Source organism: Sabulicella glaciei (assembly GCF_026183895.1).
Lineage (GTDB): Bacteria > Pseudomonadota > Alphaproteobacteria > Acetobacterales > Acetobacteraceae > Roseococcus > Roseococcus glaciei.
Genome location: NZ_JAPFQI010000024.1, coordinates 1 through 12,654 on the forward strand (window position 1 = coordinate 1; position 12,654 = coordinate 12,654).

15 protein-coding genes are annotated in these 12,654 nt (G+C 72.3%); 12 read left to right on the forward strand and 3 right to left on the reverse strand.

Features of this window, described 5'->3' with window-relative positions; all coding sequences use genetic code 11:
- The 5 genes from OF850_RS20180 to OF850_RS20195 form a co-directional block, all read left to right on the forward strand.
- Positions 1-507 (forward strand): SH3 domain-containing protein (locus OF850_RS20180; protein ID WP_368044709.1); only part of this gene is annotated, 507 nt, incomplete at its 5' end.
- Complete coding sequence (locus OF850_RS23780; RefSeq protein ID WP_368044710.1) at positions 504-791, forward strand: nitrile hydratase; 288 nt, start codon at positions 504-506, stop codon at positions 789-791. The genes OF850_RS20180 and OF850_RS23780, both read left to right, overlap by 4 nt.
- Entirely contained in the window at positions 788-1,072 is a 285-nt protein-coding gene (locus OF850_RS23785) for an SH3-like domain-containing protein (RefSeq protein ID WP_368044711.1), read from the forward strand. Before OF850_RS23780 ends, OF850_RS23785 begins: the two co-directional genes overlap by 4 nt.
- A gap of 1 nt (position 1,073) precedes the next feature.
- Positions 1,074-1,676: a nitrile hydratase subunit alpha gene (locus OF850_RS20190; RefSeq protein ID WP_301592138.1), complete on the forward strand. Its 603-nt coding sequence runs from the start codon at positions 1,074-1,076 to the stop codon at positions 1,674-1,676.
- Positions 1,673-2,998: an MFS transporter gene (locus OF850_RS20195; RefSeq protein WP_301592139.1), complete on the forward strand. Its 1,326-nt coding sequence runs from the start codon at positions 1,673-1,675 to the stop codon at positions 2,996-2,998. Before OF850_RS20190 ends, OF850_RS20195 begins: the two co-directional genes overlap by 4 nt.
- Positions 2,999-3,267: 269 nt before the next feature.
- On the opposite strand, the gene OF850_RS20200 is transcribed toward OF850_RS20195, so the two are convergent.
- Positions 3,268-5,022, reverse strand: coding sequence for a glycosyltransferase (locus OF850_RS20200; RefSeq protein ID WP_301592140.1), 1,755 nt, complete (start codon positions 5,020-5,022; stop codon positions 3,268-3,270).
- A 67-nt stretch (positions 5,023-5,089) separates the two neighbouring features.
- Here OF850_RS20200 and OF850_RS20205 point away from each other — a divergent pair, with 67 nt between their 5' ends.
- The 5 genes from OF850_RS20205 to OF850_RS20225 all read left to right on the forward strand — a co-directional run bounded on the left by OF850_RS20205 (position 5,090) and on the right by OF850_RS20225 (position 9,505).
- On the forward strand, positions 5,090-6,427 hold the full coding sequence (locus OF850_RS20205; protein WP_301592141.1) for a glycosyltransferase family 4 protein: 1,338 nt from the start codon (positions 5,090-5,092) through the stop codon (positions 6,425-6,427).
- Positions 6,424-6,831 carry a DUF4214 domain-containing protein gene (locus OF850_RS20210; RefSeq protein ID WP_301592142.1) on the forward strand — a complete coding sequence of 136 codons (408 nt, stop codon included), beginning with the start codon at positions 6,424-6,426 and terminating at the stop codon, positions 6,829-6,831. Before OF850_RS20205 ends, OF850_RS20210 begins: the two co-directional genes overlap by 4 nt.
- 276 nt (positions 6,832-7,107) lie before the next feature.
- Positions 7,108-7,944, forward strand: a complete 837-nt coding sequence (locus tag OF850_RS20215) for a TauD/TfdA dioxygenase family protein (RefSeq protein WP_301592143.1) — start codon at positions 7,108-7,110, stop codon at positions 7,942-7,944.
- A gap of 101 nt (positions 7,945-8,045) precedes the next feature.
- The gene (locus OF850_RS20220; RefSeq protein ID WP_301592144.1) at positions 8,046-8,807 is read left to right on the forward strand and encodes a (Fe-S)-binding protein; all 762 of its coding nucleotides are present in this window, start codon (positions 8,046-8,048) and stop codon (positions 8,805-8,807) included.
- The gene (locus tag OF850_RS20225) at positions 8,804-9,505 is read left to right on the forward strand and encodes a 2OG-Fe dioxygenase family protein (protein WP_301592145.1); all 702 of its coding nucleotides are present in this window, start codon (positions 8,804-8,806) and stop codon (positions 9,503-9,505) included. Before OF850_RS20220 ends, OF850_RS20225 begins: the two co-directional genes overlap by 4 nt.
- 6 nt (positions 9,506-9,511) lie before the next feature.
- Here OF850_RS20225 and OF850_RS20230 read toward each other — a convergent pair whose 3' ends face one another.
- Complete coding sequence (locus OF850_RS20230; protein WP_301592146.1) at positions 9,512-10,177, reverse strand: Tim44/TimA family putative adaptor protein; 666 nt, start codon at positions 10,175-10,177, stop codon at positions 9,512-9,514.
- 99 nt (positions 10,178-10,276) lie between these two features.
- Here OF850_RS20230 and OF850_RS20235 point away from each other — a divergent pair, with 99 nt between their 5' ends.
- Positions 10,277-10,831, forward strand: a complete 555-nt coding sequence (locus tag OF850_RS20235; RefSeq protein ID WP_301592202.1) for a histidine phosphatase family protein — start codon at positions 10,277-10,279, stop codon at positions 10,829-10,831.
- 167 nt (positions 10,832-10,998) lie between these two features.
- The gene (locus OF850_RS20240; RefSeq protein WP_301592203.1) at positions 10,999-12,246 is read left to right on the forward strand and encodes a glycosyl hydrolase family 8; all 1,248 of its coding nucleotides are present in this window, start codon (positions 10,999-11,001) and stop codon (positions 12,244-12,246) included.
- 5 nt (positions 12,247-12,251) lie between these two features.
- Here OF850_RS20240 and OF850_RS20245 read toward each other — a convergent pair whose 3' ends face one another.
- Complete coding sequence (locus OF850_RS20245) at positions 12,252-12,653, reverse strand: carboxymuconolactone decarboxylase family protein (protein WP_301592147.1); 402 nt, start codon at positions 12,651-12,653, stop codon at positions 12,252-12,254.
- Between the last annotated feature and the right edge of the window lies 1 nt (position 12,654).

Consider the following 12,654-nt stretch of genomic DNA (forward strand, 5'->3'; position numbering starts at 1 on the left):
AGGTTGCGAAGAACCGCCTGGCCAGCCGCGCCCACCCCGGCCCCGCCGGCCGAGCCGCCGCCCCCGCCCATCGGCCCCGTCACCGGCCTTCCCCTGCCGCGCTTCTCCGCGCTGCGCTCCAACGACGTGAACCTGCGCGTGGGGCCGGAGCGGCGCTTCCCGGTGGAGTGGCGCTACCAGCGCTCCGACCTTCCGGTGCAAATCATCCGCGAGCACGAGCAGTGGCGCCGCATCCGCGACCCGGACGGGGTGGAAGGCTGGGTGCATTCCTCCAACCTCCAGCCCGGGCGCCGCACCTTCCTGGTGAAGACGGAAGGCGACGTGCCGCTGCGCCGCCGGCCGGAGGATGGCGCCGCCCCCGTCGCGCGGCTGCGCCCCGGCGTGATCGGCCGCATCCGCGGCTGCGACGGCGACAGCGCCTGGTGCGAGGTGCAGGTCCAGGATCGGCGTGGCTTCATCCGCCGCGCGGAGATTTTCGGCGTTCTGCCGGAGGAGGAGATCCGATGACGGAAGTTCCCCTGAAGCACGATCTGGGCGGGTCGCCCCGCTTCCGCTGCACGCCGGTGGAGCCGGATGACGACGCGCCGCCGAATGATTTCGACAAGCGCGTGGACGCGGTGCGCTCCGTCCTGCGCGACAAGAAGCTGTTCACCGTGGACGAGATGCGGCTGAACATCGAGCGTCTGCACGAGACCGAGTATTTCGGCCTCACCTACTACGAGAAGTGGCTGCGCTCCGTGGTGGCCGTCATGGTCGCCAAGGGCGTCGTGACGTGGGAGGACCTGGCGTGAGCCGCTTCGCGCCCGGCGCGCGGGTCCGGGTGCGCGACGCCTGGCCGGAGCGCTCGGCGCCCATGCACCTGCGCACGCCGCACTACCTGCGCGGCCGCGAGGGCGAGGTGCAGCGGGTGCTCGGCACCTTTCCCAATCCCGAGGCCATCGCCTTCGGCCGCCCCGGCGAGCCGCGTCCCCTCTACCATGTGCTGTTCGAGCACAAGCCCATCTGGAACGAGGGCCAGGAAGGCGACACGGTGATGGTCGAGATCTTCGAGCATTGGCTGGAGGAAGCCTGACATGGCCGGCGAACCCACCGCGGAAAGCATCGCGCTCCTGGACAAGCTGGTCGCCGCGCTGAAGCGCCGCGGCGTCATGACCGAGGAGGACATCCAGGCCCGCGTGGCCTCGGCAGACCGCGCCTCGCCCGAAACGGGGGCGCGCATGGTCGCCCGCGCCTGGACCGACCCTGCCTACCGCGAATTGCTGCTGCGCGACGGGTCGGCAGCGGCGGAGGCGATGGGCGTCCGCATGGCGGGCAACCCGCCGCTCGGCGTGCTGGAGGACAAGCCGGACCTCCATCACCTCGTCGTCTGCACCCTGTGCTCCTGCTATCCGCGCGCGGTGCTGGGCTACCCGCCGCACTGGTACAAGTCGGTCGCCTACCGGGCCCGCGCCGTGCGCGAGCCGCGTGCCGTGCTGGCGGAGTTCGGCACCGCCCTGCCGGCCGGCGTGAAGATCCGCGTGGTGGACAGCACCGCCGACTACCGCTGGATGGTGCTGCCGCTGCGCCCCGCCGGCACGGAAGGCTGGGCGGAGGACCGGCTGGCCGCGCTGGTGACACGCGACCACCTCGTCGGCGTGTCCCTCCCCGCGCTCCAGGGAGCGACGCAGGCGGCGTGAGCGGCGCCACGGACGGTCTGCCGCAGGGGCGGCGCGCCGCCTCCGCGGCCGCGATCGCCGCTGCCATCTCCGTCACCGTGCTGGATGCGGCGATGGTCAACATCGCCCTGCCCTTCGCCGCCGCCGACCTCCACCTGACGCCGGCCGAGGCGGTGTGGCTGGTCAACGCCTACCAGATCACCGTGGTGGGTCTGCTGATTCCCGCATCGGCCCTGGGCGAGATCCTGGGCTTCCGCCGTGTCTGGGCCTGGGGCCTCGCCCTGTTCACGCTGGGAGCGGTGGCCTGCGCCTTCGCGCCCGGCTTCGCGCCCTTGCTGGCCGCGCGGGTGGCGCAGGGGGCGGGCAGCGCCGCGGTGATGGCGCTGACGGCCGCGCTGGTGCGCCACACCTATCCGCAGTCGCAGCTCGGGCGGGCCATCGGCGTCAACGCCATGACGGTGGCCGCGTGCTCGGCGGTGGGACCCAGCCTGGGGGCGGCGGTGCTGTCCGTCGCGCCCTGGCCGGCCGTGTTCGTGGCACATGTGCCGATCGGCCTCCTCGCCCTGCTCGCCGGGACGCGCCTCCTGCCCCGCCCCGAACCCGAAAGCCGGCCCTTCGATGGGGTGGCGGCGGCCCTGAACGCCGGGGCCTTCGGAGCGATGTTCCTGGGCCTCGACCTCTTGCTGCACGTGCCCGTCGCGGGGGTGGCGGCGCTGGCCGTGGCGGTGCTGTGCTTCCGGGCGCTGCTGCGGCGGGAGCTGGGCAAGCCGGTGCCCATGCTGCCGCTCGACCTGCTGCGCATCCGCGAGGTGCGGCTGGCCGTGCTCGCCTCCTCCTGCATCTTCGCGGCGCACATGGTGACGGTGGTGGCGCTGCCCTTCCACCTTTCCGCGGCGGGGCTGCCCGCCTGGCAGATCGGCTTGGCCCTTACCCCGTATCCCATCGTGCTCGGCGTGATGGCGCCCTTTGCCGGGCGCTGGGCCGACCAGGGGCATTCCTCCGCCCTGTCCTGCCTGCTGGGCGGGGTGGTGCTGGCGGTGGCGTTGCTGGCGCTGGCCCTGCTGCGGCCCACCGCGCCCCTGGCGGTGGGGGCGATCCTTGCCGTGGCGGGGCTGGGCTTCGGCTTCTTCCAGGCGCCCAACAACCGCACCATGCTGGCCGCCGCGCCGCGCGCCCGGGCCGGTGGCGCGGGCGGGATGCAGGCGACGGCGCGCGTGCTAGGGCAGAGCTTCGGCGCCGTGCTGGCCGCCATGGCCTTCACCCTGGCCGGCCCGCCCATGGCCTTCGTGGCGGGAGCCGTTCTTGCGGCGGGTGCAGGCCTGTTCAGCGCGCTGCGCCGTTGAAGCACGCGGGGCGCATTCCTATCTCCGCCCCATCGCAACAGAGCGGCCCGCCCCGGCGGCGCCGGCAATTCGGCCGGCCTTCCCCGCGCGCCCGAATCGAAAGGAGGTGATCCGGTGTCTCATCACTCGTACGGTCTCGCCAGCATCCAGTCCCGGGTCACCGTTCCCGCCATCGTGGGGACGGCCCAGGTCTGATCGCGGCCGCGAGGCCCGATTGATGGAAGGGCTCCGCGGCATCGCCGCGGGGCCCTTTGCATGTCCGGCGCCCGTCAGGCCGGGAAGTGCCGGCAGCGCGGGAATTCTAGCAGGAAGCGAAGCTGCGAGGCGTGGTCCGCGACCTCGCACAGCATCACGGCGCGAAGCTGCGCGTTCAGCCGCCGAACCTCGCCGGGCGGGACGGCGCTGCCCGACGTGTCGAACTCGACCAGCGCATCGCCTGCCGGCAGCGGGGGCAGATCCACGACCAGCAGCCGGTCCTCGGACGGAGCCAACGGCATCTCCCGCCAGGGCGAAGCCTCGCCCGAAGCGACACGCACCCGCAGACCCAGCGTGACCGGGGCGGGCGGCGCCGCCGCCTCCAGGAACAGGCGCGGCTGCTGCAAGCCATCGGGCAGCCGCAGGCGCAGGCGGGGCGGGGCGCCGCCTTCGGGCGGGTCCAGCAGCCACACGCCACTGCCCTCGGCGGCGGCCCAGCCCTCGCCCTCGCGCAGAAAGAAAGGCAGCAGCGCCCCCGGCTCCGGCAGGCCGTCGGCGAGGAGCGGCGCCTTGAAGGGCAGGCGCCAGCCCAGGGCGAGGGGCGCGCGCTCCAGCGGTGGGGGCGGCGCCTCCTCGCGCAGCAAGTCCTCGCGCAGCGCCTCCGCCACCTCCCGCCAGGATCGCAGCCGCAGGCGCGGCAGGAGGCGCCGCTCCGTCGCCTCGCGATGAGCGTCATCGGCGCAGAGCGGCCAAAGCAGGGACAGGAAGGACTCCTCCTCGCCGGGGGCGAAATACAGCCCTGCCTCGCCCCCAGCCTCGCGCAGGCTGGTGTGGTCGGGGGTGAGGACGAGGCGCCCGGCGGCCAGCGCCTCCGTTACCGGAAGGCCCCACCCCTCGCCGAAGGAGTTGAAGACGCAGAGCAGCGCGGCGCGGCGCAGCGCAGCCAGCGCGCCGTCGCCCAGGTCGCGCAGCCAATGCACCTTGCGGCGCAGCTCCGGCGCCTGGGCCAGCAGGCGCAGCGCCGCCTCCGCGCCGAACCCCTCCCGCCCCGCCAGGACGAGGTCGGGCACCGCCACCTCGCCATGGCGACGGATCAGCGTGCGCCAAGCGCGCAGGAGGAAGGCGTGGTCCTTGCGGGATTCCAGCGTGGCGACGCACAGCACAAAGCGCCGCCTGTCATCGAGCGGCGCGGGCAGGTCCTCGGGCGGCGGGTCCGGCAGCGTCGCGTCGAGCCGGAGCACTCCGGCGGGGATCTCCAGCGCCGGGAGGAAACGGCGCTGCCAGTGAAGGAACTCGCGCCGCGCATGCTCGCTCACCGCGATGACCCGGTCGGCGCCGAGGCACAGCACGCCGAAGAACCGGCCGAAATCCTGCACCAGATCCGGCGGGACGTGCTCGGGCAGCGAAAGCGGGAGCGCGTCGTGGAACAGGACGGCAAGCCGCGCTCCCGCCTCCTCCTGCCAGGGGCGCAGGCGCAGGAAATCCTCCGCGCCGCCGGGGCCGGGAAAGAAAAGGCGGTCGCCGCTGGCAATGGCCGGCGCGGGCGCGGCGTCCAGGCTGTCGTGCAGCCGGGTCAGCGCCGCGAGCCATTCGGGGTCGTCGGTCGGGCCGCCGGCCCCTGCCGCGTCCAGCACCGGGCGCAGCGCGGCGGGATCGACCCTGCGCAGCTCGCCGGCGCGCGCGAAGGCCACCGGCTGGAACAGGGCAGGCGGCTCAAGCCCCGCATCGAGCAGGGCCATCTGCACCCGGGCCATGCCCATGGGGGCCCGGTGCCCGCGGAAGAACCCGATCAGCCCCGAGACGTCGAGGAACAGCGCCGCTTCGCCCATGCCAGCCTTTCCCCCGCCCGGTGCCTCCAGGCTTGCCGCAAGCGGGGGCGGCGGGCAAGTTGCCGGCATGCCGCCATCCTCGCCGCGTATCTGGATCGACGGCTTTCCGTTGTCGCACCCGCTCGGCACGGGCATCACCACCTATACGCGCAACATGGTCCGCGCCCTGCGGCGCGAGGGCGCGCGCGCCGGGCTGCTTTTCGGTCATGTCCTTCCGAGCCGCCTGAAAGCGGCCGAGCGCGAGATCCGGTTCTTCGATGCCGTCCGCGCACGGGCGCCGACCCTGCCGGGCCGGCTGGTGCGGATGGCCCTTCAGCCCAACGGCCCCTGGGCACACGAGATCCCCCTCGGGGGAGTGGTGGACCGGCGCCTTTCCGCCGCGGCCGTCTATGAGGCCTTCTCCACCGCCAATGTGCCCGAGGCGGAGGAGGTGTGGAACGCGCGCGACCTGTTCGGCCGCTCCTGGGTGCATGTCGGGCTGACGCGGGGGCTGATGAACGTGCGCGTCGCCGGCGCGCCGCCGGCCGTGATGCATTGGATGCAGGTGCAACCCCTGCGGCTGCGCGGGGCGCTGAACGTCTACACGGTGCACGACCTGATCCCGCTGCGCATGCCCTGGGCAACCATGGAGCGGAAGCGCATCTGGCTCGCGGCCGCGCGCGCCATCGCGCGGGACGCCGACCACATCATCACCGTCTCCGAGCACGCGAAGCGCGACATCATATCGCTCCTCGGCGTGAAGGAGGAGCAGGTGACCAACACCTACCAGCCCGTCGCACCGCGCGAAGCCATGGCAGACGGCCCGGTGGCTGAGGCTCGGCTGCGCGGCGCCCTGCGGCTGGAACCACGCGGCTATTTCCTGTTCTTGTCCACGGTGGACCCGCGCAAGAACCTGTCGCGTCTGCTCGATGCCTATTATGCCTCGGGCAGCACGACACCCCTGATCATCGTCGGCAAGCGCGGCACCTACGCCGATGAGGAGTTGCGGCACCTGACCGAGGCGGGCGGCACGCGCTCCGCCGACGGACGGGTGCGGCACATGGGCTACCTGCCGCGCCTCGACGTGGACGTGCTGCTGCGCCACGCCAAGGCGCTGCTCTTTCCCTCGCTCTACGAGGGGTTCGGCCTGCCGGTGGTGGAGGCAATGGGGGTGGGCACGCCCGTCCTCACCTCCTCCACCACCTCGCTGCCCGAGGTGGCGGGGGATGCGGCGCTGCTGGTGGACCCGCTCGACCCCCGCGCCATGGCGGAGGCGATCCGTGCCCTGGACGGAGACGACGCGCTGCGGGCGCGGCTGGCGGCGATGGGCCCGGCCCAGGCCGCGCTGTTCAGCCCCGAGCGCCACGCCGCCCGGCTTCGGGAGGTCCATGCGCGGATCGGCGTGAAGCTCGGCGGAGTGGGATGACGCCGCGCGCATCCCTTCTGCTGCAGGGCAGCGACGAGGAGGTGGTGGAGAAGCTCTACCTCGCCTTGCTGGGCCGCTTCCCGGATGAGGGCGGGCGCCTGCACTACCTGGCCCGGCTGTCGGGAGGCCCCGGGGCGCGGGAGGCGGCGCTGCAGGAGATCCTCGATTCGGAGGAAGCGCGCGGGCGTGGAACGACGCTGCCCCCGGACCGGCCCGGAACGGCGGAGGAAGCGAGCCTCGCCCATCTCGCCCTGCAGGTCGCGGCGCTGCGGGAGGAACTGGCGGCGCTGCGGGCGCGGCCAGAAGGCGCGGGGCCGGAGATCCACGGCGAGATGGTGGCGCTGCGGCTGGAGCTCGAGGCGCTGCGCGCCGAGCTGCGCGAATCGGTGGGGCCGCAGCCCTAGGGCGGGAGAAAATGCGGCCCGGCTGGAAGGTTCCAGCCGGGCCGGGGCCCAGGGGCCAGTCTGGCGACGGCTTGCCGGGAAATGGCCGCCACCTGCGCCCCCGCACCCTGCCCGAAGACGGGCGGAACGGCGGCGAGGGAAATGCTGCGACGGAACGGCCTTCCCATGAATGGGGAAAAGATGAACATGCGGCCAGGAATCCCATGATTCGGCATTTAGTCGTGACTTGCGGATGCCCCCAAACCTCCTAGCCTCCGGGGAACAGGAGGAAGCGCCATGGAAAACCGGCCCGAGATCCGTCCCCTTTCCCCCGCGCTGGGCGCCGAGATCCTCGGCGTGGACCTGCGCGAGGACATGCCGGACGCCCTAGTGGCCGAGCTGCGCGACACCTGGCTGCGGCACGGCGTGGTCTTCTTCCGCGACCAGAACCTGCCGCCGCGCGAATTGGTGCGCGTCGCGCGGCGCTTCGGCGAGGTGGTGGAATACCCCTTCGTGAAGGGGCTGGAGGAAGCGCCGGAAGTCATCCCGGTGATGAAGCTGGAGCACGAGAAGGTGAATTTCGGCGGCGTCTGGCACACCGACACCGCCTATCTCGATCGCCCGCCCATGGCGACGATGCTGGTGGCGCGGGAGATCCCGCCCGTGGGCGGCGACACCATGTTCGCCTCCGGCGTCGCCGCCTACGAGGCGCTGAGCGAGGGGATGCGAAAGCTGATCGACCCGCTGCGCGCCGTGAACAGCAGCGCCAAGGCCGATGTGAGCAAAACGCGCGAGGATCGCCGCAAGGACAGCGGCCGCGACGACGCGAAGCAGGTCTACGAGGCCTTGCACCCCGTGGTCCGCACCCATCCCGAGACGGGGCGCAAGGCGCTCTACGTCAATGCCGGCCACACCAGCCGCTTCGAGGGGATGACGGAGGAGGAAAGCGCCCCGCTGCTGGAGTTCCTGTTCCGCTGGCAGGTGAAGCCGGAATGGACCTGTCGCTTCCGCTGGCGGGAAGGCAGCGTCGCCTTCTGGGACAACCGGCAGGTGCTGCACTACCCGCTGAACGACTACCACGGCCACCGCCGGGTGCTGCACCGGGTCACGCTGGAGGGCGACGTGCCGGCCTGACGGCCCCCTACCCTCCACGCGGCCCTGCCTGATGCTTTTGCGAGGCCGATTCGCCGCCGCGGTGATTTCGCCGCGGCGGATCAGGCTCTAGGATCGCGCGCATGAGCAAGCCGCGCGTCGCCCTTTTCGTCACCTGCCTCGTGGATCTGTACCGCCCGAGCGTCGGCTTCGCGGCGATCCGCCTGCTGGAGGAGGCGGGGTGCGAGGTGCTGGTGCCCGAGGCGCAGACCTGCTGCGGCCAGCCCGCCTACAACACCGGCGACCGCCGCACCGCGCAGGATCTCGCGCGGCAGGTGATGGATGCCTTCGCCTCCTGCGACTACGTCGTCGCGCCCTCCGGCTCCTGCGCCGCCATGATCGCGCATCACTACCCCGCCCTGTTCGACAACGACCCGCACGAGCGGGCGCGCGCCGTGGCGCTGGCGGCGCGGACGCATGAACTGGTCTCCTTTCTCGTGGATGTGCGCGGCATGAAGGAGGTGGAGGCGCGCTACGACGGCGTCGCCGCCTATCACGACTCCTGCTCCGGCCTGCGCGAGCTTGGGGTGAAGGCGCAGCCGCGCGCCCTGCTGGCGAGCGTCGACGGGCTGACCGTGCGGGAACTGGCCGAGCCCGAGCTGTGCTGCGGTTTCGGCGGCACCTTCTGCGTGAAGTATCCCGACATCTCGACCCGCATGGTGTCGGACAAGGTGGCTGACATCGCCGGCACCGGCGCCGACACGCTGCTGGCGGGCGACATGGGCTGCCTGCTCAACATGGCCGGGCGCCTGCGCCGCGAGGGGCGGGAGGTGCGCGTGCGCCACGTCGCCGAGGTGCTGGCCGGCATGGCGGCCGACACGCCGCCCATCGGGGAAGCGCCATGAGCAAGCTGCCGGATCGGGTGCGGAAGGACGGCTTCGCCCGGCTGCGGCCGGAGGAGGCGCAGGACGCGCTGGGCCTGCCCGCCTCCTGGCTGGCCGAATGGGCGCGAAGCTGGAACCGGCTGGAGACGGACGGCTTCATGGCCGATGGCGGGCGCTACCGCCGCCGCCGCCTCGCCAATTTCACCGCCCTGCCCGGTCTGCCCGGGCACCGGCGTGGCCTGCACCGCCCGCATTTCCAGGCCGAGGTGCATAACAAGCTGAATGGCGGGCTGGATCGCTGGTTCGCCCCGGTGGAGGATGACGTGGCCTGCCATGCCGCCACCCAGGGCCTGCTCACCCTGGGGCGCGAGGTCGCGGACGCCTTGCGTCCCGGCGCCCGCTTCTTCGTGGAGATGCATCAGTTCCGCGTCGAGGCGGCGCCCGGCACCCCTGGCCTGCCGACGCCTGAGGGCGTGCATCATGACGGGGTGGATTGCGTGCTCATCGCCATGATCGCCCGCGCCAACCTGCGCGGCGGCGAGACGGTGGTGACGGATGCGGAGCGGCAGGAACTGGCGCGCTTCACCCTGGAGGGGCTGCTCGACCTCGCGGTGATGGATGACCGCCGGGTGATGCACGGGGTCTCGCCGGTCGAGCCGGAAGACCCTTCCCGCCCCTCCTGCCGGGACGTGCTGGTCCTGACCTGGAAGGCGTGCTGACGCGCCTCAGGCGCTGCGCGTCGCCACCAGCCGCCAGGACGGGTCCCCCGAGGTCACGTCGCGCTGGAAGGTCCAGATATCCGTCACCTCGGTGATGGCGTCGGACCCGGCAACGATCTCGCCATTGCGGCCGGTGGTCAGGTTCACCTGGTCCGAGGTGATGCGCACCGTGACCTCGGCCGTGGTGCCGCGCAGGTCGGCGCCCTCGATCGCCATCTCGTGCATGGAACGGATCTCGGTGCGCTGGCTCTCGCCAGCATTCTCGCGGGAGCTGATCGCGCCCTCGAACCCGGCATAGGTGTCGTCCGAGAGCAGGGGACGCAGCGTCGCGCGGTCGCCCGCGGCGAAGGCGCCAACGATCATGCGGAAGGCGCCCTCGGCCCCATCCAGGAAGCCGTTCGGCTCGAAGCTGGGATCGGCCGCGCCGATCCGCGCGAGGCCCTGGCCCACCGGGCCGCGCGGGTCGGGGATGATGCGACGCGCCTCGCGCCGCGCGGGCGCGATCTCCTCCACCACGCCATCGGCGCGCGCCACGCGGCCATCGGGCAGGGGCTGAGGCTGGGGCTGGCGCTCGAAACCCTGCCGCTTGCCGAGCACCGACCGCAGGCGCAGCACCAGAAAGGCGGCCACCATGGCGAACAGAATCAGGTCAATGGGAAAACCGCCCTGCATCGGGACCTCCAGCCTAGGACATTACTTAGGCATGGCATGGCAGCCACGCAACATTGCCGCGCTGGACGTGCGCAAGGAAGCGAGGCTACGCCCATGCGCATGATCCTGCTTCGACACGGCCAGAGCGAATTCAACCTCCATTTTTCCGCCACCCGCCGCGATCCCGGCATTCCCGACCCCAAGCTGACGCCGCTGGGCCACCAGCAGGCGGAGGAAGCGGCCGAGGCCCTGGCCGGGCGGGACATCCGGCGCATCGTCGTGTCGCCCTATACGCGCGCCTTGCAGACCGCGCTTCCGGCGGCGCGGCGACTCGGCCTGCCGCTCACCGTCACGCCGACGGTGCGCGAACGCTACGCCTTTGTCTGCGACGTCGGCACGGCGGTGAGCGAGCTGCGCCTGTCCTTTCCCGACCTGGATTTCCCCGCGCTGGACGAGATCTGGTGGCCCGCGGTGGAGGAGCCCGCCGACCAGGTCGAGGCGCGCGCCGCCCTGTTCCGGGCGGAAATGGCGGCGCTGGACGATTGGCAGCACACGCTGGTCGTCTCGCATTGGGGCTTCATTCTCGCGCTGACGGGGCAGAGCGTGATGAACGGCCAGATGATCGAACTCGACCCCACCGCCCCGGGTCCCGACCGGATCGTCTGGCGCGCCTGACCCCTCGCGCAGCGGCCCGACGCGGCACGAAACGGGCAACAGCGCGAAGTATATTTTTCGGGTGGGATGATCACGGATATGCAGCTTATACGTGCATGTCGTAGTTCATCCGCACTCGACCAGGGTTTCATGTCGTGCCTCGCTGCCGCCGCACGCTTCTTTCCGCCATGGCCTCGCTTCCGGTCTGGGCGGCTCTTTCCGGCCCCGCACTCGGACGGCCGGACCGAGGCGATTCCAGGGCGGGCACCGACCGCGTCCCACGCAGCGAATGGAGCGCGTTTCAAAGCCGCTACATGACACCCGAGGGTCGGGTCGTGGACACGGCCAAGGCCCACATCTCGCACAGCGAGGGCCAGTCCTATGCCATGCTCCTCGCCGTCCACATGGAGGACCGCGCCGCCTTCGACCTGGCCTGGGACTGGGCGCGGCTGCACCTGCACCGGCGTGGCGATCACCTCCTGTCCTGGCGCTGGGATCCCCACGCCCGACCGCATGTCGCGGACCCCAACAACGCCAGCGACGGTGACCTCGTCGCCGCCTGGGCCCTGGCCCGCGCCGCAGCGCTTTGGCGGGAGCCGAGCTACCGGGAGCAGGCGCGTCGCATCGCCCGCGACCTGCTGCGCCTCTGCACCGTGGAGTGGAACAACCGCCTGCTTCTTCTCCCCGGCGCCCATGGCTTCCGGTTCCACGACCGGGTCGTGATCAACCTGTCCTACTACTCCTGGGCCGCGATGCGTGGCCTGTCGCGGGTCCTGCCGAGCCCGGCCTGGTCTAGGCTGGAGGCGGACGGGCTGGCCCTGCTGGAACAGGCGCGCTTCGGCCGCTTCGCCCTGCCGCCCGACTGGCTGGAACTGGGCGCGCGGGGCGCGATGCGTCCTGCCCCGGGCTGGCCACCACGCTTCTCCTGGGATGCGGTCCGCATCCCGCTGCATCTCGTCTGGGCCGGCCGCGGCACCGAGGCGCTGCTGCCGCGGGTGGAGCGATTCTGGTCGGCGCAGCGCCGTCGGGATGGCACGCCGGCCTGGGCGGATCTGGAGTCCGGCGACCTCGCCCCCTATCCGGGCCATGCCGGGCTGCGCGCCGTTGCGCGCGCCTCCCGCCACGCGCTTGGCCTTCCGGCCGGCCCGCCCGAATCCGTGGCCGATGCCACTGATTACTACGGCGCGGCGCTGGTGCTGCTGTCGCGCGTGGCCGCCACGGATGCGGCGGCACCGGCCACCGCCGGCGCCCTCCCGGCGCCTCCCGCCGAAGTCTCGGTCCCGGGCACCCAGGTCGCGGGGGCGGGCGAAGCGCAAGCGACCCCCACCGCCTCCTGGCGCGGCCGGGTCGAGGCGGTGGCCCCGGACGGGCTGCCGTCTTCCCTGCCGCTCGGCCTGCGCGTCGGGCCGCCGCTCTGGACGCCCAGCGCCCCCTGAGGGGGCTACTTCTTGGGTTGGATGGCGCCTTCGGCGAGGAGCACTTCGTGGGCGGCCTTGAAGGCGTCCAGCGCCGCGGGGATGCCGCAATAGGCGGCGGCGTGCGACAGCGTCGCCTTGATCTCGTCCACCGAAACGCCGTTGTTCAGCGCGCCCTTCACGTGCAGCTTCACCTCCGGGATCTTGCCCAGCGCCGTCAGCATGGCGAGGTTGATGATCGAGCGCGTCTTGCGGTCCAGCGTCGGGTCGCCCCACGCCATCCCCCACGCCCAGGAGGTGGTGATGCGCTGGAAGGCCATCATGAAGTCGTCGGCCTTGCCCAGCGAGGCGTCCACGTACTCCGCCCCCAGCACCTCGCGCCGGATCGGCAGCCCCTTCTCGAACAGCGCGTCGTCCTCGCCACCCATC

What these genes read in the sequence shown, in the direction of transcription:
- OF850_RS20205 (WP_301592141.1), top strand. Translation starts at nt 5,090, where the DNA reads ATGCCGCCATCCTCGCCGCGTATCTGGATCGACGGCTTTCCGTTGTCG.
- OF850_RS20215 (WP_301592143.1), top strand. Translation starts at nt 7,108, where the DNA reads ATGGAAAACCGGCCCGAGATCCGTCCCCTTTCCCCCGCGCTGGGCGCC.
- OF850_RS20235 (WP_301592202.1), top strand. Translation starts at nt 10,277, where the DNA reads ATGATCCTGCTTCGACACGGCCAGAGCGAATTCAACCTCCATTTTTCC.
- OF850_RS20225 (WP_301592145.1), top strand. Translation starts at nt 8,804, where the DNA reads ATGAGCAAGCTGCCGGATCGGGTGCGGAAGGACGGCTTCGCCCGGCTG.
- OF850_RS20245 (WP_301592147.1), bottom strand. Translation starts at nt 12,653, where the DNA reads ATGGGTGGCGAGGACGACGCGCTGTTCGAGAAGGGGCTGCCGATCCGG.
- OF850_RS20190 (WP_301592138.1), top strand. Translation starts at nt 1,074, where the DNA reads ATGGCCGGCGAACCCACCGCGGAAAGCATCGCGCTCCTGGACAAGCTG.
- OF850_RS20240 (WP_301592203.1), top strand. Translation starts at nt 10,999, where the DNA reads ATGGCCTCGCTTCCGGTCTGGGCGGCTCTTTCCGGCCCCGCACTCGGA.
- OF850_RS20210 (WP_301592142.1), top strand. Translation starts at nt 6,424, where the DNA reads ATGACGCCGCGCGCATCCCTTCTGCTGCAGGGCAGCGACGAGGAGGTG.
- OF850_RS20230 (WP_301592146.1), bottom strand. Translation starts at nt 10,177, where the DNA reads ATGCAGGGCGGTTTTCCCATTGACCTGATTCTGTTCGCCATGGTGGCC.
- OF850_RS20220 (WP_301592144.1), top strand. Translation starts at nt 8,046, where the DNA reads ATGAGCAAGCCGCGCGTCGCCCTTTTCGTCACCTGCCTCGTGGATCTG.
- OF850_RS20200 (WP_301592140.1), bottom strand. Translation starts at nt 5,022, where the DNA reads ATGGGCGAAGCGGCGCTGTTCCTCGACGTCTCGGGGCTGATCGGGTTC.
- OF850_RS23780 (WP_368044710.1), top strand. Translation starts at nt 504, where the DNA reads ATGACGGAAGTTCCCCTGAAGCACGATCTGGGCGGGTCGCCCCGCTTC.